Source organism: Pseudoalteromonas sp. T1lg22 (assembly GCF_002964645.1).
Taxonomy (GTDB): Bacteria; Pseudomonadota; Gammaproteobacteria; order Enterobacterales; family Alteromonadaceae; genus Pseudoalteromonas.
Genome location: NZ_PQBY01000006.1, coordinates 349,908 through 373,876, shown reverse-complemented (window position 1 = coordinate 373,876; position 23,969 = coordinate 349,908). Strand labels below are relative to the sequence as shown.

20 protein-coding genes and 1 pseudogene are annotated in these 23,969 nt (G+C 49.9%); 13 read left to right on the top strand and 8 right to left on the bottom strand.

What is annotated here, in order from left to right; genetic code table 11:
* Positions 1-53: 53 nt before the first annotated feature.
* The gene (locus C2M24_RS03920) at positions 54-1,160 is read right to left on the bottom strand and encodes a tRNA nucleotidyltransferase (RefSeq protein ID WP_105213374.1); all 1,107 of its coding nucleotides are present in this window, start codon (positions 1,158-1,160) and stop codon (positions 54-56) included.
* 165 nt (positions 1,161-1,325) lie between these two features.
* Here C2M24_RS03920 and C2M24_RS03915 point away from each other — a divergent pair, with 165 nt between their 5' ends.
* Together C2M24_RS03915 and C2M24_RS03910 are read left to right on the top strand one after the other, a co-directional pair.
* Positions 1,326-2,249, top strand: a complete 924-nt coding sequence (locus tag C2M24_RS03915) for an ExeA family protein (protein ID WP_105199756.1) — start codon at positions 1,326-1,328, stop codon at positions 2,247-2,249.
* Positions 2,250-2,258: 9 nt separating this feature from the next.
* Positions 2,259-3,326 carry a general secretion pathway protein GspB gene (locus C2M24_RS03910; protein WP_105213373.1) on the top strand — a complete coding sequence of 356 codons (1,068 nt, stop codon included), beginning with the start codon at positions 2,259-2,261 and terminating at the stop codon, positions 3,324-3,326.
* A gap of 86 nt (positions 3,327-3,412) precedes the next feature.
* Here C2M24_RS03910 and putA read toward each other — a convergent pair whose 3' ends face one another.
* Positions 3,413-7,216: a bifunctional proline dehydrogenase/L-glutamate gamma-semialdehyde dehydrogenase PutA gene (gene putA, locus C2M24_RS03905; protein WP_105199460.1), complete on the bottom strand. Its 3,804-nt coding sequence runs from the start codon at positions 7,214-7,216 to the stop codon at positions 3,413-3,415.
* A gap of 284 nt (positions 7,217-7,500) precedes the next feature.
* On the opposite strand from putA, the gene C2M24_RS03900 reads away from it, so the two are divergent.
* On the top strand, positions 7,501-7,983 hold the full coding sequence (locus C2M24_RS03900) for a winged helix-turn-helix transcriptional regulator (protein WP_105199461.1): 483 nt from the start codon (positions 7,501-7,503) through the stop codon (positions 7,981-7,983).
* A gap of 68 nt (positions 7,984-8,051) precedes the next feature.
* Here C2M24_RS03900 and C2M24_RS03895 read toward each other — a convergent pair whose 3' ends face one another.
* The gene (locus tag C2M24_RS03895) at positions 8,052-8,642 is read right to left on the bottom strand and encodes a TIGR04211 family SH3 domain-containing protein (protein ID WP_105199462.1); all 591 of its coding nucleotides are present in this window, start codon (positions 8,640-8,642) and stop codon (positions 8,052-8,054) included.
* 200 nt (positions 8,643-8,842) lie between these two features.
* Between C2M24_RS03895 and C2M24_RS03890 the strand changes: the two genes are divergently transcribed.
* Entirely contained in the window at positions 8,843-10,366 is a 1,524-nt protein-coding gene (locus C2M24_RS03890) for a CYTH and CHAD domain-containing protein (RefSeq protein WP_105199463.1), read from the top strand.
* Entirely contained in the window at positions 10,326-10,991 is a 666-nt protein-coding gene (locus tag C2M24_RS03885) for an START domain-containing protein (protein WP_158683686.1), read from the top strand. Before C2M24_RS03890 ends, C2M24_RS03885 begins: the two co-directional genes overlap by 41 nt.
* A 52-nt stretch (positions 10,992-11,043) precedes the next feature.
* Here C2M24_RS03885 and metK read toward each other — a convergent pair whose 3' ends face one another.
* Positions 11,044-12,195, bottom strand: a complete 1,152-nt coding sequence (gene metK, locus C2M24_RS03880) for a methionine adenosyltransferase (protein ID WP_105188405.1) — start codon at positions 12,193-12,195, stop codon at positions 11,044-11,046.
* Positions 12,196-12,542: 347 nt separating this feature from the next.
* On the opposite strand from metK, the pseudogene tkt reads away from it, so the two are divergent.
* A pseudogene (gene tkt / locus C2M24_RS03875) lies at positions 12,543-14,533 on the top strand (transketolase).
* A gap of 74 nt (positions 14,534-14,607) precedes the next feature.
* Here tkt and C2M24_RS03870 read toward each other — a convergent pair.
* The 4 genes from C2M24_RS03870 to gpmM form a co-directional block, all read right to left on the bottom strand.
* Positions 14,608-15,378, bottom strand: coding sequence for a divergent polysaccharide deacetylase family protein (locus C2M24_RS03870; protein WP_233999491.1), 771 nt, complete (start codon positions 15,376-15,378; stop codon positions 14,608-14,610).
* A gap of 100 nt (positions 15,379-15,478) precedes the next feature.
* A complete protein-coding gene (locus tag C2M24_RS03865) occupies positions 15,479-16,681 on the bottom strand; it encodes a S41 family peptidase (protein ID WP_105213371.1) in 1,203 nt (400 codons plus the stop codon).
* Positions 16,682-16,713: 32 nt separating this feature from the next.
* Positions 16,714-17,868, bottom strand: coding sequence for a peptidoglycan DD-metalloendopeptidase family protein (locus C2M24_RS03860; RefSeq protein WP_105213370.1), 1,155 nt, complete (start codon positions 17,866-17,868; stop codon positions 16,714-16,716).
* A 9-nt stretch (positions 17,869-17,877) separates the two neighbouring features.
* Positions 17,878-19,413 carry a 2,3-bisphosphoglycerate-independent phosphoglycerate mutase gene (gene gpmM / locus C2M24_RS03855; protein ID WP_105213369.1) on the bottom strand — a complete coding sequence of 512 codons (1,536 nt, stop codon included), beginning with the start codon at positions 19,411-19,413 and terminating at the stop codon, positions 17,878-17,880.
* A gap of 149 nt (positions 19,414-19,562) precedes the next feature.
* On the opposite strand from gpmM, the gene C2M24_RS03850 reads away from it, so the two are divergent.
* The 7 genes from C2M24_RS03850 (at position 19,563) to ampE (ending at position 23,835) form a co-directional block, all read left to right on the top strand.
* Entirely contained in the window at positions 19,563-19,994 is a 432-nt protein-coding gene (locus tag C2M24_RS03850; RefSeq protein ID WP_105199469.1) for a rhodanese-like domain-containing protein, read from the top strand.
* A 19-nt stretch (positions 19,995-20,013) separates the two neighbouring features.
* Positions 20,014-20,271 (top strand): glutaredoxin 3, encoded by a 258-nt coding sequence (grxC, locus tag C2M24_RS03845; RefSeq protein ID WP_105199470.1) that lies wholly within the window; start codon positions 20,014-20,016, stop codon positions 20,269-20,271.
* A gap of 67 nt (positions 20,272-20,338) precedes the next feature.
* Positions 20,339-20,821: a protein-export chaperone SecB gene (secB, locus tag C2M24_RS03840; protein WP_105199471.1), complete on the top strand. Its 483-nt coding sequence runs from the start codon at positions 20,339-20,341 to the stop codon at positions 20,819-20,821.
* Positions 20,822-20,824: 3 nt separating this feature from the next.
* Complete coding sequence (gpsA, locus tag C2M24_RS03835; protein ID WP_105199472.1) at positions 20,825-21,835, top strand: NAD(P)H-dependent glycerol-3-phosphate dehydrogenase; 1,011 nt, start codon at positions 20,825-20,827, stop codon at positions 21,833-21,835.
* Between the two features lie 267 nt (positions 21,836-22,102).
* On the top strand, positions 22,103-22,360 hold the full coding sequence (locus C2M24_RS03830; protein WP_105213368.1) for a hypothetical protein: 258 nt from the start codon (positions 22,103-22,105) through the stop codon (positions 22,358-22,360).
* Between the two features lie 35 nt (positions 22,361-22,395).
* Positions 22,396-22,968, top strand: coding sequence for a 1,6-anhydro-N-acetylmuramyl-L-alanine amidase AmpD (ampD, locus tag C2M24_RS03825; RefSeq protein WP_105213367.1), 573 nt, complete (start codon positions 22,396-22,398; stop codon positions 22,966-22,968).
* 18 nt (positions 22,969-22,986) lie between these two features.
* Positions 22,987-23,835: a beta-lactamase regulator AmpE gene (ampE, locus tag C2M24_RS03820; protein ID WP_105213366.1), complete on the top strand. Its 849-nt coding sequence runs from the start codon at positions 22,987-22,989 to the stop codon at positions 23,833-23,835.
* Positions 23,836-23,969 lie beyond the last annotated feature (134 nt).

The following is a 23,969-nucleotide window of genomic DNA, read 5'->3' as shown; positions in this document are numbered from 1 at the left end:
CGCGCTTTTCTCTTATCTTCTCGTAAAGTGAGAAATAAACTTGGCCCCTACTTTCATGGGGCCAAGACATTTTCAATAGCTTCAAGTCGCCCCTGGGCCAGTGCCGTTTTAATGGCTGCCCCTTCTATACCCTGACCAATATAGGTTTGCGCGTTCACCTGTTGCGCCGCCTCGGCAGCCTTAAGCAATAGGGCGTGGCGGCTAAAATCACCGAGCTGGGCGCACGTATAAGCCTGTACCAAATCGTCCAGTCGTTGTGGGCGACGCCAAATATCCAACTCATTAAAAAGCGTCACCAGTTCCTTGGCCTGCCAGTTCTCTTGGCTGAGAAGGGCGCCATGCTTGGCCAGCGCTTCGCTGATCTCCATATATTGCTTTGGCACCCGGTAGTGCTGATAAAACGTCTGGCGCGCCTTGGTATCGAGCGCTTGCATCACCTGTGCAAACTGACAAGGAGGGGTGTAATCATGGCTGCGGCCATAGTCGATTTTCGCTTCCAGGCCCTGCTTTTCATTCGCCCATATGTTTGCTAATTCGGGGCAGAGTACGCTCAGGGCATCGCACTTAGCCAGCGCATCGACAAAGATATGAATATAACCGTCATCCAGAGCCTTTTGCCATTCCATCCAAACACGTTCCGGGGTCAGTGCCTGAAGCTCACCGCTGTGGGCTATGTCGCGCATCAGGGCCAGAGTTTCTTCGGCTATATGAAAGCCGAGATAGTGATAGCGGGCGCGGAAGCGGGCTACGCGTAATACCCGCAGAGGGTCTTCGCTAAAGGCGGCGCTAACATGGCGCAACAAACGTTTTTCAATATCGTCCTGGCCACAAAAAGGGTCGATAAGCTGGCCATCTTCACCTTGGGCTATGGCGTTGACGGTCAGGTCGCGGCGTTCTAAATCCTGCTCTAGGGTAATATCCGGATTAAAGTCGCAAATAAAGCCGGTGTAACCCTGGCCTTGTTTGCGCTCGGTACGCGCCAGGGCGTATTCTTCCTTGCTGCGTGGATGCAAAAATACCGGGAAATCCTTGCCAACCTGGGTGTAACCAAGTCGCTTCATTTCTTCTATTGTCGCGCCCACCACCACGTAGTCGCGCTCTTTGATGACTCGCCCTAATAACTGGTCGCGTACCGCGCCACCGACTAAATATGTTTGCATCCGTTTTCCCGAGCGGCTAAAAAGATGATTGTAACAGAGTTTTATCATGGCGGTTTTTTTGCCATTATAAGAAGTGCGAGTGATAATTTAATTAAACCGCAGCGCTTAGTGCCTACCAGGGAAGTTTTCCGGGTAAGGCCTGTGGCAAAAACTAAGGACCTATTTGTGTATCTAGATTACTTTGGCTTAACCGAAAAACCCTTTTCCATCGCCCCGAACCCCGAGTACCTTTATCTCAGTGAACGCCATAATGAAGCCTTGGCACACCTGACGCATGGGTTGGGTGAGTCCGGCGGCTTTGTGTTGCTAACCGGCGAGGTGGGCACCGGCAAAACCACGGTAACCCGGTGCATGCTTGAGCAAGTACCAGATTCGACCCAGGTGGCCTTTATTCTTAATCCCACCTTGTCCGAGTTGGAATTGTTGGCGAGTATCTGCGATGAGCTGGAGATCGAGTATGATCACCAAAACGCCACCTTGAAGACGCTGACCGACCGCATTAAGGGGCGTTTGCTAAGCAACCATGTTAATGGTCGTCATACCATGCTGATCATCGATGAGGCACAGCATTTGGCGCCTCAGGTATTGGAACAGCTGCGTTTACTTACCAACTTAGAAACCAACCATAAAAAGCTGTTGCAGATTATTTTGGTTGGCCAGCCGGAATTGCAGGCCTTACTGCGTCGCAATGAGCTGCGCCAGCTTGCACAGCGTATTACCGCCCGCTATCACCTGTTGCCACTGACGCTGGCCCAGGTCGATGCGTACGTTAAGCACCGCTTAAAAATTGCCGGTGGCAGGCAGATCCTCTTTGATCGTGCTGCGGTAAAGCAAATTCACCAACTGACCGGCGGTATCCCGCGCTTGATTAACCTCTTATGCGAACGCGCCTTACTCGGTGCCTATTCGGCCCAGGTTAATCAGGTCAGCAAAAAATTAGTGACTCAGGCGGCCAAAGAAGCCTTGCCTGAAACCTTACCGAGTCAAAAAAATAACGGCACAGAGAGCCGAGGCAAACGTTTTGTTTTTACCCTGGGCGGGGTTATGATGCTGTTCGCCGTGGGCATTGGCTTATCTTACTTTATTTAGGGCTCTACTATGTCGCTGTTATTAGACGCATTAAAACAATCACAAAATCAATCGAGTGCCCTAGAATCTGAGCCCGATACATCGCAGCAAGAGGCGTTAGACTTTTATCGCCGCCTAAGCTGGGGCCTAGTCGCCCTGGTGGTGATTGCCGTGGTTCTGGTGGTGGGCTATTTCGCCGGTAAATGGTGGCAGGATAATAGCAATGAATTGTTAGTACAGGCCAAGGCCCAGATGCAAGCGCAGATGCAAGCACAGGAGCAGCAGTCTACCAAGGTAAACGTGACCGCCACCCAAACTGCTTCACCGGCTCAGGTGAATGCCGAGCTGGCTTCAAATCAAGCACAGCCAGTTAATAATCCGCAGAATCAAGTGACAGGCCAGCAGGTTGGTCAATCCGTAGCGCAGGGGCTACCGCAGGGGCAGGTTAACTTGAATGCTCTGCAGGTGCCGGTGCAATTTGCCCAGCCTTATCAACAAATGGTGCCCGTTTATGTGATGGGACAAATGCCCCAGGCCTATGGCCCTGGCACCTATATGCAATGGGTTCCCGCTTATGGTAATCCTATGATGGCCAGTGCCGGCCAATATCCGCAGGGCTTTAATCCAGGGGCGCAGCCGGTCGATACCAGTCAATATAAGGTGGTGGGTAAGCCAATGGAGCAGGGCAACAATGCTTATCAGCAACCTCAGCAGGGTTACTCTTCGACACCTGGTTATAACGATGCTGAGTTACAAGGAGTTTCCAGCGACTTAAAACGTGCCTTTGCCGATGCCGTAGCCGCTACCGCAGGCATGCAGAATGAAGATTCCGTCACTACCGCATCGCGCAGCAGTGCCATGGTAGAGCCCATCGAATTATTGCCGGAGGCGATTCAGAGCCGCATTCCATCCTTGGTCTATCAAGCCCATATTTATGCCACCGCGCAGGATAGACGTTGGATTAAACTCAATGGTTATGAGCTGTATGAGGGTGATAATGTGGGTCGCATACGGGTTGTGGAGATCACCCCGGAGCAGACAATTTTAAGCATTGATAACTATGAATTTTCCCTTGAGGCAATGCAAGACTGGCCTTAATAAGAGGCATAGGTTTATCGGCGTTTAGACGTTGAGAGAGTAATAAAAAAAGGCGCCAATTGGCGCCTTTTTCAGTAGCTTACGACTTATTCTTCGTCTTCTACCAGGGTCATCAATGAGGTGTTACCACCGGATGCCGTGGTATCGATACTGATGGTCTTTTCCGTCAATAGACGGTTGATCAGGGTATCGTAGTACTCGGCACTGATCACCGGCAGGATAGCACCCTTACGGTTTGCTAACTGCTGTGCGAAGTAGCCCAAGCGAGAAGAGCGAGCAGCAACAACCGCACCGGCAAGGTGAGAGTGTGCCAAGATGGCTTGTAGCTGGTTCGGCTTAGCCACCTGTAATACGCCCTCGGCTACACCGGTAGCAATGAATTTATCGCGGAACGCCAGAGCTTCTTCATAGAATAGCTCAGAGGCAACTGTGATAACCGTGTTACCCGCTGCCAGCGCAGTGATAATAGAAATCGCCCAGAAGTTGAACGAGGTACTCTTATCTGCGTAACAAACCACACAGCCGCGTGGCTCAAGATACAGGATGTTTGATTCACCCGTTGGCCCAGGCAATACCTTAGGACGCTTCATACGCTTTTCAATGCGGTTAAGCTGAGTACGCGCATCGCTCAGGGTCTTGGCCAGGTCATCGGCTAGTTCGTCGATGATCTCAACCGTAGCCACTTTCGCCAATAGCTGACGAAGTGCCGATACACGGTCATTCAGCGCCGTTGCACGCCAGATCTTCTCATCGCGCATTGAGGCACTCATCAGTGCTTCTACCTTTTCAGCAGCACCCGAGTAGTGGTGTTGATCCGCTTCATCCGCTGGTAAGTTGGTCATCTGCACGTTCTCTGGAGAGGCTTTCTCTTTAACCAGGCGAAGTAGGTAGTTAGGACCACCTGCTTTAGGGCCAGTACCAGAAAGACCACGACCACCGAACGGCTGCACACCAACGATAGCACCGATCATATTACGGTTAACGTAGACGTTACCGGCACGAGATTGACGGGCAACGTACTCGCAACGCTCTTCAATACGTGAGTGAACACCCATAGTCAGGCCGTAACCCGTGTTATTGATTTGATCAATCACGTTATCAAGTTCACCCGCTTTAAAGCGAACGATATGCACGATAGGGCCAAATACTTCGCGCTTAAGCACAGACAAGTCTTTGATTTCATACAGGCGCGGTGCAAAGAAGAAGGCACCATTTTCGCTGTTGTCAGGGATATCACATTGATAATGTAAGGTGCCATTGCCTTTTAGGTATTCAACGTGAGCCGTCAGCGCTTTCAGTGCTTTTTCGTCGATTACCGGACCTATATCCGTAGACAAGTAAGCCGGATCGCCAATGTGAAGCTCGGCCATAGCACCTTTAAGCATCTCGATAATGCCGTCGGCTACGTCGTCTTGTAGGAACAATACGCGCAGTGCAGAACAGCGTTGACCGGCACTTTGGAAGCCAGACTTAACCACATCGTCTACTACCTGCTCAGGCAGAGCGGTAGAGTCCACGATCATACAGTTCTGACCACCGGTTTCGGCGATAAGCGGAACCTGGATGTCGTTACGAGCGGCCAGAGTTTGTGAAATAAGCGTACCTGTTTCCGTTGAACCGGTGAACATCACTGCTTGAATGCGCTCATCAGGCACTATGTGCTTACCTACTTCGCTACCGCGAGCGATAACCGGCTGCACTACGTGCTCAGGCAGACCTACATATTGCATTAGCTCGATGGCGCGTAATGCGATAAGACTGGTTTGCTCAGCTGGCTTGGCGATAACCGTGTTACCGGTCACAATGGCAGCTACAACCTGACCTAGGAAGATGGCAAGAGGGAAGTTCCACGGGCTGATACATAGCACCACACCGCGGGCTTCAAAACGCTCGTCCTGTGATAACTCTTCTGCACGTGCGGCATAGTAACGACAGAAATCCACCGCTTCACGTACTTCATCGATACCGTCTTGAGTGATCTTACCGGCTTCTTTAATACAAAGAGCCACTAGTTCGTCATTATGACGCTCTAGGATATCTGCGATGCGACGTAATAGATCCGCACGCTCTTTAACAGGCGTTGCCGACCAAGAGGTAAAGGCATTTTCTGCGTTTGCCAGCAGGGTTTGCATCTCATCGCCTGTGTGTAGGCGGTGCTGACCGATAATCTCTTTGTGGTTCGCAGGGTTGCGTACCGCCAGGTTACCTTCAGCAACTTGCTCTTCCGAGATAAGGTGCTCGGCAAACCAGGCATCCATATTGGCTTTTAGTGGGGTGATCACATTGATGTCGGTTAAGTCCATACCCTTTGAGTTTGGACGCTCGTCACCATAAAGCTCAATCGGGAGCTTAATTTGCTTGTTATATTTGTTACGCAGACCTTGCAGGGTTTCTACCGGATCCGGCAGTAACTCTTCAACAGGCTTAGTGGTATCAACGATGGCGTTAACAAACGATGAGTTAGCACCGTTTTCAAGCAGGCGACGTACCAAGTAAGCAAGCAGGTCTTCGTGTTGACCAACAGGCGCATACACACGACACTGAATCTTTTCTTGAGTTACAACCTGATCGAACAGTGACTCACCCATGCCGTGAAGACGCTGGAATTCAAAGCCCTGGTTGTCACCCTTGGCTACTTCCAGAATGGTTGCAGCCGTGTAGGCATTGTGCGTTGCAAACTGTGGGTAAATCGCATCGCGTGCATCCATTAATTTAATGGCACAGGCTTTGTAAGATACGTCTGTGGTCGCTTTACGGGTAAATACCGGGAAGTGGCTTAAACCATCTTGCTGTGTGGTTTTGATTTCGGTATCCCAGTAGGCACCTTTAACCAAACGTACCATTAGCTTGCGGCCAACGCGGCGAGCCAGGTTGGTTAGCCATTCAATAACGAAAATTGCACGTTTTTGGTAAGCCTGAACCGCCAGACCAAAACCTTGCCAGTCGCCAAGCTCGGCGTCGCTGAATACGGCTTCGATAATGTCTAGTGAGATATCAAGACGGTCTGCTTCTTCGGCATCAACGGTCAGGCCGATGTCGTATTGCTTGGCAAGTAGTGCCAGGTCTTTTAGCTTAGGTACAATCTCTTCCATGACGCGGTCACGGTGAGTGAACTCATAGCGCGGGTGGATAGCCGAAAGTTTTACCGAGATACCAGGGCTTTTCACCGGGCCACGGCCATTGGCCGCTTTGCCTATGGCATGAATCGCCATAACGTAGCTGTTGTAGTAACGTTCAGCATCACGCATGGTGCGTGCGCCTTCACCTAGCATGTCGTAAGAGTAAACGTAACCCTTGCTTTCAGCTTCTGCAGCACGCTCAATCGCTTCGTCAATGGTTTGACCCATAACGAACTGCTTACCCATGATCTTCATGGCGAAGTTTACAGACTTACGAATAACCGGTTCACCCAGGCGACCTACGGTACGCTTTAGCAGGCCGAACTGGTCTTCTTTATTCTTGTCACTGTAGTTAACCATTTTACCGGTTACTAATAGGCCCCAAGAAGATGCATTTACAAACAGTGAGTCACTTGCACCTAAGTGTGAGCTCCAGTCGCCCTTGGCTAGTTTGTCGCGAATAAGTTGTTCTTGTGTTGCTTTATCTGGCACGCGCAGTAGCGCTTCGGCCAAACACATTAACACCACGCCTTCTTCACTGGACAGAGAGAATTCGTTTAATAGGGCATCAACACCGCTTTGACCATCTTGGTCTTTACGGATATTCAATACCATTTGACGGGCGCGCTCCCATGCGCGGCTTCGTGCCGTAACACCTACTTCAGCCAATGGAAGAATGTGATCAATTACTTCATTTTCGTCAATGCGATAGAAGTCACGGATCTTCTGGCGGATGGGGCATTCTGTAATCAAATTGCCTTCAAATAACATAAGCAACCCTCAAAATAACGGAGTCTAAACATAGCAACTGTACCCAACACCATAAGGTGGGATGGTGGGGCCTCGGTTACGACAATTACTACATTGTAGGTTCTAACTGCGAGAGTGTAGATTTTTACCTACGTGGATATTCAGTATGTGGTTAAGATTGTGCTCTTAATGACTACACATTCGCGGGCATTCTAAAGAAAATACCGCAGAATATGCTGGTTTAATTTTGGCAATTACGATAATTTACAGGGTATATTTGTAGCTTGCCCGTATAAAATTCTGTTATGTCTCTAATAGCCAAGTCTCGTGTCCTAGATAGGATAGATTTAGCCATCCTTGATGAGCTGCAAAAAAATGGTCGCATCTCCAATGTAAACCTGGCTAAACAGGTAAACCTGAGTCCAAGCCCCTGCCTGGACAGGGTTAAACGCCTTGAAGCTGAGGGGTTTATCGAAGGCTATTTTGCTAAGCTCAGTGAGCAGAAGCTCAACCAGAGCCTCTTGGCCCATGTACAGGTGTCACTGGTCACTTCTAACACCTCTGTATTTAAAACATTTAAAGAGCACATAGTTAAAACCCCACAAGTGGTGGAGTGCGATATGGTGGCCGGGGGCTATGATTACCTGCTCAAGGTGCGTGTAAGTGATATGAACGAGTACCGTCAGGTGCTTGGTGATCTGGTCGATATACCCGGGGTGGGCACGCACCATACCTATATGGTGATTGAAAAGGTGAAAGAAGATACCGGTCTGCGTATCGACTTATAACAGCTTCCCTTTGCTACAAAAAAGAGCGCCTAGGCGCTCTTTTTTCGATAACTCATGTAAAAGTGAGTTTACGCCCAACCATCGTAGCGCTTTCGGCGCGACAGAAAGATGGTCAAAATAATACCTAAGAATAAACCGATAAAGGCAATGGCACCGCCATAGGTCAGTAACTGGCGCTTTTCTTTTGCCCGCAGATTCTGCTGTTTGGTTTGAATGGCATCGCGTTCGGCAATGGCTTGATCAAGCTGGGCCTGCAACTGCTCGGTTTGTGTGCTCAAATCGCTGTTCATGCTTTGCAGCTGTGGCACCTGTGCCTGCACATCACGTAGTTTTTGTTGGGTGCTGGCCAGCTCTTCGGCAAGGTTTTCGTGTTTAACCTTGAGGCTTTGCTCCTGATTAATAAACTTGCTTTCTACCCAGCCTTGGCGTTCTTTGTCGTCAACAACCTCAAAAAAGCCGTTATTTTCAGTGCCGGTAACCAGCTTGATTTCGGTGCCAGCGTTTACTGAGCCGATAATGCGGTAGTTTTTACCTGCCCCCGAGTGCATGAAAATATAGAGATCATCACTGATATAAGCGGTGCTGGGGGCGGCAATGGCCATTTTGGTGATTAGTGCGCTGGAAATAAAAAGCAGCGCAACACACAGGTGTTTTAGCATGCAACTAAACCTTGTTTACGTAAATAAGATGTTGATTGGGGCATATTATTGGCTGGCGTGGCGAATGGCAAGGCCGATTTTGTAACCCAACCCCGCGGCTAAGGGCTTAAATTACTGGGAAATGAATGCAAAAAGTTTGCATTCATTGATGGCTTTGTTTATGTTGTCTTCTTGTCAATTTCATTGGTCTTCTAGAACGTATGGACACTGAAATAGAGCTGAAATTTTTAGTTTCTGAGGCGGTCATCCCGTCGATTCCAGCACTTATCACACAGTTTGCAAAAACCGTTACCAACAAGCCTTCGCGTAATCTGCAAAATGCCTATTTTGATACTCCCAGCCGTGAATTACGGGCCCTGGATATAGGTTTGCGCACGCGCTGCAGCGATGGTCAATGCGAGCAAACCATTAAGCTTGCCGGCGAGAATGTCGGGGGGCTGCATCAGCGTCCAGAGTATAATTTGCCCATCGAAGGCAACCGCCCCGAGCTCAGTCAATTCGACGCCAGTATTTGGCCGCACGGGGTGCAGGTTGAAGCCATTGCCGACAATTTATATCCACTGTTTAGCACTAACTTTATTCGCCGTACCTGGCTGTTAGAGACTCAAGCCGGCACCTTGATTGAAGTGGTGTTGGATAAAGGAGAGGTGGCCGCTAATGCCAGCGTTGAGACTATTTGCGAATTGGAAATCGAGCTGGTTAAAGGCGAGCGCAGCGAGCTCTTTTCCCTGGCGGAAAAGCTGATCGAAAACCTGCCGTTGCGCATGGGGCTCTACTCAAAGGCGGCGCGCGGTTATCGCTTGGCCGATGACCAACCGCTGGTGGCGAGCAAGGAAATCGATATGGTTGCACTGAGCAACGCCGACTCGCAGGAGCGGGCGCTGGAGAAGTGTTTAAACCATGGCATTACCTTTGTGCAAAAGCACGAAGAGTGCTATTTCCAAAAGCCGAGCTTAAAAACCCTGAAGCGTATTACCGATGGTGTCAGCCTTATTCGTCACAGCCTGTGGTTGTTTAGCGACATCGTTGAAAAGCAGGACACAGAGCGTTTGCGCTCGGAACTGAAGTGGCTACTAAGCGAATTAAGCTGGGTGGAAACGGCCATCCAACTGAAAACCTTTACCTCGAAAAAGCACGCCTACTACAAAAAAATCAATGCAGCGCCAGAGCTGGCGCAGGTGATTGAAGATTTAAAAGCGGTTCAGCCGAGCATAGACGAAGTGCAAAAGGTCTTTACCAGCAAGCGCTATAACCTCTTGCTGCTGGATCTGACCATTTGGCTGACCGAGCGCGGCTGGCGACAGTCATGGGGGCAGTCTCAGTTCCAGGCGGCGGAGAAAAATATCCATGATATCGCTGCTCACTTGCTGGAGTTTGACTGGCATGAAATGCGCGCCCTGGTCGACAATGACTCACAGTTGTCGAGCGATGAATACTTAAGCCTAAAACACCGTCTTGAGCGTAACTTATTGAGCGGGTGCTGTTTAGGGGCCTTGTTCGATGAAAACGCACGCATGAATTTCCGTGCTCCCTGGCTGGATATCATCCACGGCACCTTCGAACTGTTTACCCTTAATTATCTTGGCCAGTTATGTCAGGGCAAGGACAGCGAAGAGCTGGCAAAAATCCAGGCCTGGCTCGCACAGAAAACGGACAGTCTACTCGGTGCCATGGAGCAAAGTCGTGAAGCGACCCGTAATATTCAGCCTTATTGGCGCGATTAGCCTCTTTAGCGCGCAAGCATATGCCTTTGCCGCGCAAGAAAATTGGCGCACCTGGAAGCACTCGCAGCAATACCAGGTGCAGTATTATCAAACGGCGCAAGGTCACTATGCTATTAAGGCCAAGTTGTTTGTTGCTAAGGCCACTAAGGCGCAATTTATCAGCCTGTTGCACGATACCGAGCATGCGTCCGATTGGCTTGAGGGCGTTAAGCGGGTCAATCTGCTAGACAGTCCCAGCGCCAATCGCACCCTGGTTTTTACTCACCTGAATTCGCCCTGGCCGGTGGCCGACAGGGAGCTGTATACCGAGTCCTGCTATGAAGCCCTCGACGAACAAAGTTCGCGATTATTAATTCGCAGTGTTGACCCGGATAGGGATGTGGGCAAGGGAAGAGTAAGGATAAAGGAATTAGAAGCGCTGTGGGTACTAACGTCACGAACAGATGGTTTGGTGTTGGAATATCAGGTCGAGGCCGACCCCGGTGGCGCCATTCCTACTTGGCTCAGTAATAAGGTGTCGTTAAAAAGCGTGTATAAGACGCTAATGAATTTACGCCGAGTGCTGCCTAAGACCCAGGTCATGTCGCCCTTGCCATTGCAAGAGGGCGATTGCTCCTCCTTTTAGACAGGCATAAAAAAAGCGCTCAATGAGCGCTTTTTTCTAAGCTGTTGCAGTCTTAAAAACCTGCGTCTGCTTTTAATGCTTCTACTTTGTCTGTCGCTTCCCATGGGAATTCGTCGCGACCGAAGTGACCGTAAGCAGCGGTAGGCTGATAAATAGGACGCTCAAGGTCAAGCATCTGGATCAGGCCGTAAGGACGTAGGTCGAAGTGCTTGCGGATAAGTGCAATTAGGTGCTCTTCGTCCAGTTTACCTGTGCCGAAGGTTTCAACGCTGATAGAGGTAGGCTCGGCCACACCGATAGCGTAAGAAACTTGGATTTCACAACGATCTGCAAGACCGGCAGCAACAATGTTCTTAGCAACATAACGAGCTGCGTAGGCTGCTGAACGGTCAACCTTTGATGGATCCTTACCAGAGAAGGCACCACCACCGTGACGAGCCATACCACCGTATGTATCAACGATGATCTTACGACCAGTCAGACCACAGTCACCCATAGGGCCACCGATTACGAAACGGCCTGTTGGGTTGATAAAGAACTTAGTCGCTGAAGTGATAAGCTCAGCCGGAAGCGTTGGTTTGATGATGGTTTCCATCACGGCTTCTACTAAAGCGTCCTGTGAAATGGTGTCACAGTGCTGCGTTGATAGTACAACTGCGTCGATACCAACTGCTTTGCCATTTTCATAAGCAAAAGTTACCTGAGATTTTGCATCCGGACGAAGCCAAGGAAGCTCGCCGTTTTTACGTACGTGCGCTTGACGCTGTACCAGGCGGTGTGAATAGGTAATAGGAGCAGGCATCAATACGTCTGTTTCGTTACACGCGTAACCGAACATTAGACCCTGGTCACCGGCGCCTTGATCTTCAGGGCGAGCACGGTCAACACCTTGGTTGATGTCAGGAGACTGTTTACCAATGGTGTTTAGGATGGCACATGAATCGGCATCGAAACCCATGTCTGAGTGGGTGTAGCCAATTTCACGTACTGTTTTACGCGTAAGCTCTTCGATATCAACCCAAGCGCTGGTGGTGATCTCACCGCCAACCATAACCATGCCGGTCTTTACATAGGTTTCACAAGCGACACGGGCGTGCGGGTCTTGCTCCAAAATAGCATCTAATACCGCATCTGAAATTTGGTCAGCGATTTTATCCGGGTGTCCCTCAGATACTGACTCAGAAGTAAATAAATGTTTTGCCATTGGCTTCTTCTCACAAGTCTCGCGCTTCCCAAACTCGTCACCAACCTCTGGGCGCAGCGCAGCATAAAAATAAGGCGCATATTCTAGCTAAATGATCACACCTTGCATAGCAATTTTACGCCTAGACGTCCAAAATACTTCTTTTCACTCGCCAAACTCGTCAACTGCCCGAAATCAGCTGAAGTAATTACTCTAGTTGATGAGTAATTCTAAAGTCGCTCACTTTGGCCGCAAGTTTTATTTGCAGGGGGCGTATGAATAAGTAAAAATGGGCACCTATTTTGCCTTCGCTAGCTTGAGCAAAGGCGAATCTTCCAGCGCAAATACATATAAAGGTAGGAGAATTCATGCCATCTCGCAAAGAACTCGCTAACGCCATTCGCGTCTTGTCTATGGACGCCGTTCAACAAGCTAAATCAGGTCACCCGGGTGCCCCTATGGGCATGGCCGATATCGCCGAAGTCCTTTGGCGCGACTATTTGAAGCACAACCCAACGAATCCTGATTGGGCTGATCGCGACCGATTTATCCTGTCCAATGGCCACGGTTCAATGCTGATTTATTCGCTGTTACACCTAAGCGGCTATGACCTGCCTATGGAAGAAATCAAAAACTTCCGTCAATTGCATTCAAAAACACCGGGTCACCCTGAGTATGGTTATGCGCCGGGCGTAGAAACCACTACCGGCCCACTAGGCCAAGGTATTACCAATGCCGTGGGTATGGCTATCGCCGAGAAAGCCTTGGCGGCACAATTTAACCGTGACGGTCACGATATCGTTGATCACTACACTTATACCTTCTTGGGTGATGGCTGCTTGATGGAAGGTATCTCACACGAAGCCTGTTCATTGGCCGGCACTTTAGGTCTTGGTAAGTTGATCGCGTTTTGGGATGACAACGGCATTTCAATCGACGGTGAAGTAGAAGGCTGGTTCAGCGATGATACGCCTGCTCGTTTCGAAGCATACGGCTGGCACGTAGTTCGTGGCGTTGATGGTCACGACAGCGAAGCGATTCGTGCGGCCATCGAAGAAGGCCGTGCCAATGGCGACAAGCCAACCCTTATCTGTTGTAAAACCGTTATCGGTTACGGCTCACCGAATAAATCGGGCAGCCATGACTGTCACGGCGCGCCTCTAGGTGATGAAGAAATCAAAGCGGCACGTGAATTCCTGGGCTGGAGCCATGACGCTTTCGTAATTCCACAAGAGGTTTACAGCCAGTGGGATGCTAAAGAAGCGGGTCAGCAAAAAGAGCAAAGCTGGAAAGACAAGTTCGCTGCTTATAAAGCGGAGTTTCCTGAACTAGCGGCGGAATTTGAGCGTCGTCAAACAATGAACTACCTGCGGATTGGGCGGAAAAATCACAAGCCTATATCGAGCAGTTACAAGCAAACCCGGATAACCCGGCAACGCGTAAAGCATCACAAAATGCCCTGAATGCCTTTGGCCCTATGCTGCCTGAGTTTATGGGTGGTTCTGCGGACCTGGCTGGCTCAAACCTAACGCTTTGGAGTGGTTCTAAAGGCTTGACCAGCGATGATGCCAACGGTAACTACATCTTCTACGGTGTGCGTGAGTTCGGTATGTCTGCGATCATGAACGGTATCGCGCTGCACAAGGGCTTTATCCCTTACGGTGCCACCTTCCTGATGTTTATGGAATATGCCCGTAACGCGGTACGTATGGCGGCGCTGATGAAAACGCCAAGCATCTTCGTTTATACCCATGACTCAATCGGTCTGGGTGAAGATGGCCCAACGCACCAGCCGGTAGAGCAAATGGCGAGCTTGCGTTATACCCCTAACCTAGTTAACTGGCGTCCTTGTGATCAGGTTGAGTCGGCTATCGCCTGGCAACAAGCTATCGAGCGCAAAGACGGTCCAACGTCACTGGTCTTTACCCGTCAGGGTCTGGCGCAGCAAGCGCGTACTGCAGAGCAGTTGGCCAACGTTAAGAAAGGCGGCTATGTACTAAGCTGTGACGGCAACCCTGAAGTGATCCTGATCGCTACCGGTTCAGAAGTTCAACTGACCATGGATGCAGCCGCTGAATTACGTGCTCAAGGCAAACAGGTACGTGTGGTCTCTATGCCGTCAACGGATCTATTCGATGAGCAAGATGCGGCTTATAAAGAATCTGTACTACCGGCTGCTGTGACTCGTCGCGTTGCCGTTGAAGCTGGTATTGCCGACTTCTGGTACAAGTATGTAGGCCTTAACGGCAAGGTGATCGGCATGACTACCTTTGGTGAGTCGGCGCCGGCGGATGAGCTGTTCAAGCTGTTCGGTTTCACCGTGGACAATGTGGTAGCAGCGGCTAACAGCCAATTCTAATCGCTTGTTTAAAGACATAAGAAAAAACCGCGCATGGCGCGGTTTTTTTATGTCCTTAGAAAAACGAGCTATTGTTATTCGCTGGTCTTGGTGCTTTTAGCTTGAGCCAAACGTAAGGTGCGCTCTTGTACCAGCTGTGACAGGGGCACCAACTCAATGCCTTCCGCTTTCAGCTCATCTAGGGCACTTTGCAAAAAGGCAAAGGTTTCTGGGTAGGGGTGAGCTATGGCCACCGCATAGTCATGCTTCTTGGCAATGCGTTTAAGCTGATCAAAACGAAAACGCAGTTGTTTTTCGCTGGTGATATTATCTAAAAATACATGTCGCGCTATATTCTCGACGCCATAGAGGCTGGCTATGCTTTGTGCCTTGGAGTGCGGCGTGGTTTTGCTGTCGAGAAAATACAGCTTCTGCTCCTTGAGCACTTCCATGGTCCAATTCATCGGCATATTTTGCTGGGTCAGCAGTGAGCCCATGTGGTTATTTACGCCCTTAATATTGGGCAAGCTGCTCAAGGCTTCTTTTAATCTGCTCTGGAAGTCTTCTTTGGGCATATCCATGGTCAGGGCGCCGGGTCCAAGGGCTAGATCATTGAGCGATTGCATGGGCGCATGAAGCATAATTTCTTTTTGTTGCTCATTGGCTTGAGTCGCAAAGCGCGCGGCATAGGGAGTGAAGGGCAAGATGGCAAACGTAAGCTGTCCAGGTATGTTTAAGGCGGACAAATCATTACGTTGATAACCAATATCGTCGATAACGATGGCCACCTGTTTTGCTTGTACCGATGGACTTGCCAGCAGACAAGCCAAGAGCACAACCACAGCAATCCATTTTAGTATGTGCACAGTAATATTTATTCTTCTGTTGATGTTATTAACCAAGGCATTAATGCTATTGGTTTTATTCGAGCCAATGTTTTGCGCACTGGCTCACTATTATTATTTTTTAATATTCTTCTAGCAGTTGCTGAGCTTTTATTAACTGCGTGTCCAATAATGCAGTCAAATTACTATTGGCGCTTTTCCCAGCCGCTAAATTGATTATAACCTCTTTATTTGATTGGGAAAGGTCTGGTTGCAAAATAGCGACATCCGGGGTGATCCCAGTTCCCTCGATAGAGATACCGGCCGGCGTATAGTATTTAGCAGTAGTCAGTTTTAAGGCGCTGCGACCATCGCCTAATGGGATAAGCGATTGCACCGAGCCCTTGCCGTAAGAGCGGGTTCCCACCACCTTGGCTCTGTGGTTGTCTTTTAAGGCACCGGCTACAATTTCTGCCGCCGACGCCGAACCTTGGTTGATCAACACCACTATGGGCGCGCCTGCTAAGATATCCCCTGGCTGGGCGTCAAACCTTTGATTGGCTTCGATAAAGCGTCCTCGGGTCGAGACTATGGTGCCGGTGGAGAGAAACAGGTCGGCAATATTGATGGCACTGTCGAAGGTGCCGCCCGGATTATCGCGCAAATCAATGAGCAGGCCTTTGAGTGCCGTGCCGCTTTGCTGCTGCATCTTGGTAATATGGTGGGCGACATCATGAAAACTGTGGTTATTAAAGCTGTTGATGCGCAGGTATCCGGTGCGATTGGCTTGCAGCTCGCTTTTAACGCTTTCTATATGTATGGGTTGGCGGGTGAGGTGAAAATCGAGTCGTTGTGAATGGCCGGCACGGGCAATGGCCAAAGTCACTTCACCATTTTCGCGGCTGTTGATCAGCTTGGAGACATCTTCCAGGGACTTATCTATCACAGCTACATTGTTGATAGCCAGTAAAATATCACCGCCTAACAAGCCGGCAGCCTGAGCCGGAGAATTGGGCAGTGCTGAGACGATGACCACATGATCCTGGCGTTTTTCGACCTCGATCCCCAGGCCCTTATATTCGCCATTGGTAACATCAAACAGGCGTTTTAATTCCTGCTCATCCAGGTATTCGCTGTAGGGGTCAAGCTCGCTAAGCAGGCTGCTCAGCACATGTTGATCCAGCTTGGCACGGTCCACTTCCTCGACATAAAAGTGGTTTATATGAAATAAAACTTCTTCGAGCTGGCTTTCCTGCGCCGCTGCTGAAGCACTGCAAATGCTTAGCGCTATGGCTAGGCACCAGTTTAAAAAGTGCCTAAAAATGAGTGCGTTATATGCAAACATAGGCTGCCCCTTGTGGCGCAGCCGCTATTCAATTATGAGGACCTGCACCAAGTGGTTGGATTAACGGCACGTCCTTTGTGACGTATCTCGAAGTATAGACCAGGATCAACCTGGCCGCCGCTCTGACCAACCAGGGCTATTGCTTCGCCTTGGTAAACCTGATCGCCCACTTCCTTAAGCAGGGCTTGGGCGTGACCGTAAAGACTCATATAACCTTTGCCGTGGTCAACCACCATGACCCAGCCAAAGCCCTTAAGCCAGTCGGCAAATACCACCTGACCGTCTTCGATGCTATTAATATTGCTGCCTTCTTTAGCATCGATCACCACGCCTTTCCAATTAAAGCCAGGGCGTTTGCGGGTGCCAAAACGGTGTTTTAACGACCCTCGTGTCGGCCAGGCCAGTTTGCCCTTGCTGCTGGCCAGGCCAAGCATAGCCACCTGTCGAGCCTTGGAGTCTTCAAGCTCTTCTAGGGTGGTGATCAGGGTTTGTTCGTTGTCTTTGAGGTAAGCAATGGAGCTTTGCAGTTGATTCAATTCGCCTTGCAGCGCCTTTACCTGAGACTGACGCTCGGTCTTGGCGGCCAATAATTGCTGTCTTTGCTCTTCTTCCTGGCTCCGCAGTTGCTCAAGCTGTTCGCGGTTTTGCGCCAGCGCCAATTGGTTTTGTTCTATTTCTTCTAGGGTTTCTCTAAGCTCATCAAGTTGTTCTAAACGCGCCTTATTGAGGTAATCGTAATAACTGATGGTGCGTTCTAATTTTGCGGTGTTTTGCTGATTGAGTAACAACTTGGAGTAATCGTGACCGCCGACCATGTAGGCGCTTTTAAGCTGCGCCGCCAAAGCTGTGTCTAAGGTTTTTCTGTGTTGCTCTAATTCCTGCGCCTGCGTTTGTAATTCGTTGTGTTGCTGGCGGTTGGTATTTATTTGGCCATCGAGTTCTCTTAACTTTTTGGCGTTGTTGGCAATGGCCTTCTCTGATTTTTTTAATTGCTGTTGCAGCGAGCCCAGAGATTGTTTCTGGCTTGAGAGGTTATTCTGGTTTTTCTTTATCTCCTGCTGAACCTCGGTTAAGTCTTGCTTGGTGCGGTTTTCATTGCTGCTGGCGGGCAGGGCACACAAGGACAAGAGCGCCGCGCTTAGCAGCGACACTCTTGTTTGCGAGCCTAGGTGGATAAACCTAAACATATGCAATGATTAACGCAGCAGCATGATTGGCGAGCCTGTCATTTCCGCAGGCTGCTCCATGCCTAGTAGATGCAACATGGTCGGCGCCACGTCGCTCAAGGTTTTACCCGCTACCGGCTCGGCATCGCGGCCGATATAGATAAAGGGCACCGGCTCACTGGTGTGGGCGGTATGGGCCTGACCGGTTTGTGCATTTTGCATCTGCTCGGCATTACCATGGTCGGCGGTGATCAGTGCTTCGCCACCGCTTTGCTCAAGGGCTTCAAGCACTCGGCCAATACAATGGTCAACCGCTTCACAGGCCTTCACAGCCGCTTCGAATACACCCGAGTGACCCACCATGTCGCCATTAGGGTAGTTACAGATGATCACGTCATACTTGCCGCTGTGAATGGCTTCAACCAGCTTGTCGGTCAGAAGCTCAGAGTTCATTTCCGGTTGTAAGTCATAGGTGGCTACATCCGGAGAAGGAATAAGCTCGCGACTCTCACCTGCAAATTCCTGCTCGCGACCACCACTGAAGAAGAAGGTAACGTGTGCATATTTTTCGGTTTCGGAAATACGCAGCTGAGTTTTATTATGCTTGGCCAGCCATTCACCGAGTACATTGTTAAGCGGCTCAGGCGGGAAGGCCACAGGCGCATCGATATCCGCTGCATATTCGGTAAGCATAACAAAGGCGGCCAGTTGTGGCGTTTTCTTTTTGTTGAACCCCTTAAAGTCGGCATCGACAAAGGTGCGGGTCATTTGACGGGCACGGTCGGCGCGGAAGTTCATAAACAACACAGCATCGCCATCATTAATGGTGGCGGCGGTATTGCCAATCACGGTCGCTTTTACGAATTCGTCGTTTTCACCGCGCTCATAGGCGGCCTGTAATCCGCTTACGGCATCGGCGGCGTGATATTCGGCTTCGCCCAAGACCATCAAGTCATAGGCGCTTTCGATGCGCTCCCAACGGTTGTCTCGGTCCATGGCATAGTAGCGGCCGATCAGACTGGCAATGCGGCCTTTACCTACGCGCGCAAAGGCGGCGTCGATATTCTTCAAAGTGGCTTCGGCGCTGCGTGGCGGCGTATCGCGGCCATCTAAGAAGGCATGAACATAAATTTCTTGTGCGCCGCGCTCAGCTGCAAGCTCGATGGCGGCAATAATATGGTCTTCATGGCTGTGTACGCCGCCTGGGCTCATCAGGCCCATTAGGTGTACTGCCTTGCCTGCATTTACGGCGGCATCAATGGCGTTAACCAGGGCAGGGTTGGTGGCAAAGGTGCCATCTTCAATAGCCTTGGTGATACGGGTAAAGTCCTGGTACACAACGCGACCGGCACCGAGATTCACATGACCCACTTCGGAGTTACCCATTTGCCCATCGGGAAGACCTACGTCCATACCGGAACCGGAAATTAACGTATGTGGGCATTGTTGCCAAAGTTTGTCTAAAACCGGGGTGTTAGCGGCTAAAATGGCGTTACTTTCGCTTTCTTCACGATAACCCCATCCGTCTAGAATCATCAAAACGAGCGGCTTTTTGGGCTGTGTCATTGTATCTCCTGGGTAATGTGCACGTGCTGTTAATATCCTACCGTTTTTTGCACAATATCGCAGTAGAAAATATCTCACTAATTGGTAAGTGCAAGGCAAATGTGTATACTTGTGCCGCCCTCAAGGTTTGAATTAACAAAGTAAAACGTATGGAACAATACATAGAATTTATCGGTAATCATCCGATTTTAAGCATTATCTGGTTGGTTATCGTGTTTATGCTTATTTCGGGATGGTTTAAAAGTAAGTTTTCGGCCATTAAGCAGATCAATCCACAACAACTCACCTTGTTAGTGAATCGTGAAAACGCTGTAGTGGTTGATATTCGCGCCCAGAAAGATTTTACGGCGGGGCGTATTGCCAATGCCGTTCACCTAAGCGCGGAAAAAGCGAAACAAAGTGACTTTGCAGAGCTTGAAAAGCATAAAAGCCAACCCATTATATTGGTATGCGCTACGGGTATGACGGCCTCGGGTATTGCCAACAACCTAGGTAAAGCTGGGTTTGAGAGTGTCTTTATCCTTTCTGGTGGTATGCAGTCTTGGCAAAGTGCCGGTCTACCTCAGGTATCGGGCCGCTAATTAATAGTAAGAGCAAGTTATGAGCGATGTAGTTTTATACAGCAAAGATTATTGTCCCTTTTGTCAGCGTGCCAAGGCATTGCTGGATAAAAAAGGTGTAACTTATACCGAGTATGATATCGGCCTTCAGCCTGAGCTACGCGATGAAATGATCAAGCGTGCCAATGGTGGTTACACCGTGCCGCAAATCTTTATCGGCGACCAGCACATAGGTGGCTGCGACGATATGATGGCACTCGAAGCTCGTGGCGAATTAAACGCGTTACTTAACGTATAACAACTTATTAGGTATCGGGCCGCAGCGACTGTGGCTCGTTACCATCAACAGATTGAAAGGAACGACAATGGAAGAGCAAAATCAAGGCGCAGCACAAGAGCAACAACAAGCGCAATTCTCAATTCAACGTATCTACACTAAAGATGTGTCTTTCGAGACGCCAAACTCGCCGGCTATTTTCCAAAAAGAGTGGAAGCCGGAAGTTAAACTAGACATAGATACGCGTTCAAACAAGCTAGAAAACGGCATCTACGAAGTAGTGCTGGCACTAACAGTAACCGCGACTATCGGCGAAGAAACGGCTTTCCTATGCGAAATCCAACAGGCTGGTATCTTCACTATCGGTGAACTAGAAGAGTTACAAACGGCGCATATGCTAGGTGCTTTCTGCCCGAACGTACTTTTCCCTTACGCTCGTGAAGCCGTATCTAACCTGGTTAACCGTGGTACTTTCCCGCAGTTGAACCTGGCTCCGGTTAACTTTGACGCGCTATTTGCCCAATACATGCAGCAACGCGCTGCAGAGCAAGCACAGCAAGCTGACGCATAAGTTATGAGCACAACAGCACCTTCAGCTGTAACTGTTCTGGGGGCGGGGTCGTATGGCACCGCCCTTGCTATTTGTTTCGCCCGTAACGGCCACCCGGTAACCTTATGGGGTCGCGATGCCGAGCAAGTAGAAAAGCTCGCTCGCGAACGCAAAAACGAACAGTACCTCGGCGATATTCCTTTTCCCGAAACCCTGACCCTGGAAAGCTCGCTAGAAAAAGCGGTACAAAGCAGCGACATCATTTTAGTGGTGGTGCCGAGCCATGCTTTTGCCGGGCTATTGGAAACGATTGCACCCATGTTGCGCAGCGATGCCAAGGTGGCGTGGGCAACCAAGGGCTTAGAGCCGGAAACTGGGCGCTTATTACAGGATGTGGCGACGCAAAAACTGGGCGATAAGGTGGAACTGGCGGTATTGTCGGGCCCGACCTTTGCCAAAGAAATGGCGGCGGGATTACCGACAGCAATTTCGGTGTCGGCGACCAGCGACAGCTTCTGTGAGCGCTTATCTAGTCTGCTTCATTGCGGCCGCTCATTTAGGGTGTATCGCAATAATGACTTTATTGGTATTCAACTCGGTGGAGCGGTTAAGAACGTCATCGCCATAGGCGCTGGTATCTCAGATGGTTTTGGCTTTGGTGCCAATGCCCGTACCGCGCTTATCACCCGAGGTTTGGCGGAATTGTGTCGCCTGGGCTGTGCCCTGGGCGCCAAGTCGGAAACCTTTATGGGGATGGCCGGACTGGGCGATTTGATCCTCACCTGCACCGATAACCAGTCACGTAACCGCCGTTTTGGCTTAGCCTTGGGGCAGGGACTGGACGTGGAAGCGGCGCAGCAACAGATTGGCCAGGTGGTTGAAGGCTACAGAAACACCAAAGAAGTCTATATGCTGGCTAAACGCAGTGGTATAGAGATGCCGATCACCGAGCAAATCTATAAGGTGCTGTATGAAAACAAAGACGTGAAAGAGGCCGCCATGGCACTACTGGGGCGCGAACAGCGCGCCGAGTAAGCTTGTGAGCAAGCTCTGTCAGTCACAAAAAAGCACGGTTTTTGCCCGTGCTTTTTTTATGCTCTAAGCTGTAAGATCCGGAGAATACCAATTCTGTTAAGTATGTGATCAGAGATAGCGCTGGATAAATGATATGATCACAAGGCGGAATTTTTCTTATGTAGTTATTCTACATAGAAAAACTCCAACACAGTGAGCATGATATTTAGCCCGCTAGAGTGATTAGCTATTTAAGTGAATTGGTATAATACCTAAAGGGTGGATATCATGGCATCAACAAAGCAGGTGGACACTGAGCGCCGCCACGGCCAAAGGACTTTCAACCAACATTATGCCAGGCTGACAGGTGAGCAGGTCGACAAGGTGTACAGCCTGACAAAATTAGGTTACGAGCTGGATTTTGTGCGTACCCATTGTCCGCCACCCCGGTTGGCGGTATTGCACCGCAACCATGAACTCGTGGCTATCGACGCTCAGGGTGAATGTGACTTTTATCCCGAAGTGCCCTTGCGCCATCAGTCCTAGGCTTTTAACATGACGGCAAAGTGATGGGAGAGCTTATGGCAATTAATGATCAAGGGATTTACGCCGGCGCGCAGCAGTATTCCTGCCCTCATTTCGATGCGCGACCACAGCAGGAAGTTTCACTGCTGGTGATCCACTGCATTTCCTTGCCCGAGGGGCACTACGGCACCCCTTATATCGATGACTTGTTTGCCGGGTGCCTCGATTGCGATGCTCATCCTAGCTTTAGTTCATTGCAAGGGGTTCGGGTGTCAGCCCATTGCTTAATTGACCGCGAAGGCCTAGTACGCCAATACGTGCCCTTCAGTGAGCGCGCCTGGCATGCCGGGTTATCACAATTTGCCGGGCGCGAGCGTTGTAACGATTTCAGCATAGGGATTGAGCTCGAAGGCACAGACCGCAGTGAGTACACTCAAGCTCAATATCAGAGCCTGGCGCAACTGACCCTGGCCATCATGGAACGCTACCCAGAGATCACCCGTGAGCGCATTGTTGGGCACAGTGATATTGCCCCAGGTCGTAAAACTGATCCGGGGGAAGCGTTTGATTGGACATACTTTTTTGACCTTACATTTACCAGTAATTGCGATAGACTAAAGGAAATCTAAGTTAATTTATTTGCCACTATGACCCTGATCGCCATAATTTTTGCGCTTATTGCCGAACGCCTCGGAGCGCGCTCTAAAACCTGGCAAATCGCCACCTATGCCCACTGGTATCAAGGGCAAAGTTTGACGCTGTTAAAACGCTTTAGCGGCCTAGGCAAAGAAGCCGGGATGATCCTCTGGTTACTGATCCCCAGTCTGTTGGTTTTTGCGCTCGCTAATCTCAGTGACTTTGTTCTGTGGCAACTGCTTATTAATACCACTGTGGTTTTGACCTGCTTTGGTTGTGCCACCCTGCGCGGTTATTACAAAGGGTATTTGAACGCCCTGACTCGGGATGACGGCGAAGCCGCCACCCTCTATGCCTTGCAAATGGGACAAAAACGCACCGAAGATGAAGAAGGGGGCGAAACCTTTGCGCAAACCCTGGCTTGGGTAAACTTTCGTTTTTATTGTACGGTTATTTTTTGGTTTGTATTTTTAGGTGCGGCGGGCGCCTTGTTTTATTCTTTGGTGCGCAGTTTCCTCGATTTCAGTGAAGAAACCGAACATGAATTGTCATCCTGGCATCAGGCTCTGGGCAAGATTATCTACTGGCTTGAGTGGCCGGTGGCGCGGGTGGCCAGCCTAGGCTACCTGGTGATAGGTAACTTTTCCAAGGGCACTCAGTGCTGGCTGCGCCACGTGCTTGATTTTTCGGTGTCAAACCGTCAGGTGATCACAGAAACTGCCTTGGCCGCGGAACAAATTGAAATAGAACATTATGGCTGCACCATTGAAGCCCAATGCATGATGCGTTTGGTTAAGCGTAATGTACTCTTCTTCTTAGCCCTTATCGCTTTACTTACCCTGTTCGGTGGTTTGTCTTAGAGCCCATGCTAAGCTTGGGCCTCCTACCGAGGGTCTGTTTATCTTTGCGGTTTACTTTATGTTCAATCTAAACGCATTCTGATCACGACGCTCGTTATGATGCATAGTCATTCTATGTTCATAGCGAGTAACAT

Bases quoted from the DNA above. Each gene is read 5' to 3' on its own strand.
- C2M24_RS03920 (WP_105213374.1), bottom strand. From the start codon at position 1,160: ATGCAAACATATTTAGTCGGTGGCGCGGTACGCGACCAGTTATTAGGG.
- C2M24_RS03910 (WP_105213373.1), top strand. From the start codon at position 2,259: ATGTCGCTGTTATTAGACGCATTAAAACAATCACAAAATCAATCGAGT.
- putA (WP_105199460.1), bottom strand. From the start codon at position 7,216: ATGTTATTTGAAGGCAATTTGATTACAGAATGCCCCATCCGCCAGAAG.
- C2M24_RS03900 (WP_105199461.1), top strand. From the start codon at position 7,501: ATGTCTCTAATAGCCAAGTCTCGTGTCCTAGATAGGATAGATTTAGCC.
- C2M24_RS03895 (WP_105199462.1), bottom strand. From the start codon at position 8,642: ATGCTAAAACACCTGTGTGTTGCGCTGCTTTTTATTTCCAGCGCACTA.
- C2M24_RS03890 (WP_105199463.1), top strand. From the start codon at position 8,843: ATGGACACTGAAATAGAGCTGAAATTTTTAGTTTCTGAGGCGGTCATC.
- metK (WP_105188405.1), bottom strand. From the start codon at position 12,195: ATGGCAAAACATTTATTTACTTCTGAGTCAGTATCTGAGGGACACCCG.
- C2M24_RS03865 (WP_105213371.1), bottom strand. From the start codon at position 16,681: ATGTTTGCATATAACGCACTCATTTTTAGGCACTTTTTAAACTGGTGC.
- C2M24_RS03860 (WP_105213370.1), bottom strand. From the start codon at position 17,868: ATGTTTAGGTTTATCCACCTAGGCTCGCAAACAAGAGTGTCGCTGCTA.
- gpmM (WP_105213369.1), bottom strand. From the start codon at position 19,413: ATGACACAGCCCAAAAAGCCGCTCGTTTTGATGATTCTAGACGGATGG.
- C2M24_RS03850 (WP_105199469.1), top strand. From the start codon at position 19,563: ATGGAACAATACATAGAATTTATCGGTAATCATCCGATTTTAAGCATT.
- grxC (WP_105199470.1), top strand. From the start codon at position 20,014: ATGAGCGATGTAGTTTTATACAGCAAAGATTATTGTCCCTTTTGTCAG.
- secB (WP_105199471.1), top strand. From the start codon at position 20,339: ATGGAAGAGCAAAATCAAGGCGCAGCACAAGAGCAACAACAAGCGCAA.
- gpsA (WP_105199472.1), top strand. From the start codon at position 20,825: ATGAGCACAACAGCACCTTCAGCTGTAACTGTTCTGGGGGCGGGGTCG.
- C2M24_RS03830 (WP_105213368.1), top strand. From the start codon at position 22,103: ATGGCATCAACAAAGCAGGTGGACACTGAGCGCCGCCACGGCCAAAGG.
- ampD (WP_105213367.1), top strand. From the start codon at position 22,396: ATGGCAATTAATGATCAAGGGATTTACGCCGGCGCGCAGCAGTATTCC.
- ampE (WP_105213366.1), top strand. From the start codon at position 22,987: ATGACCCTGATCGCCATAATTTTTGCGCTTATTGCCGAACGCCTCGGA.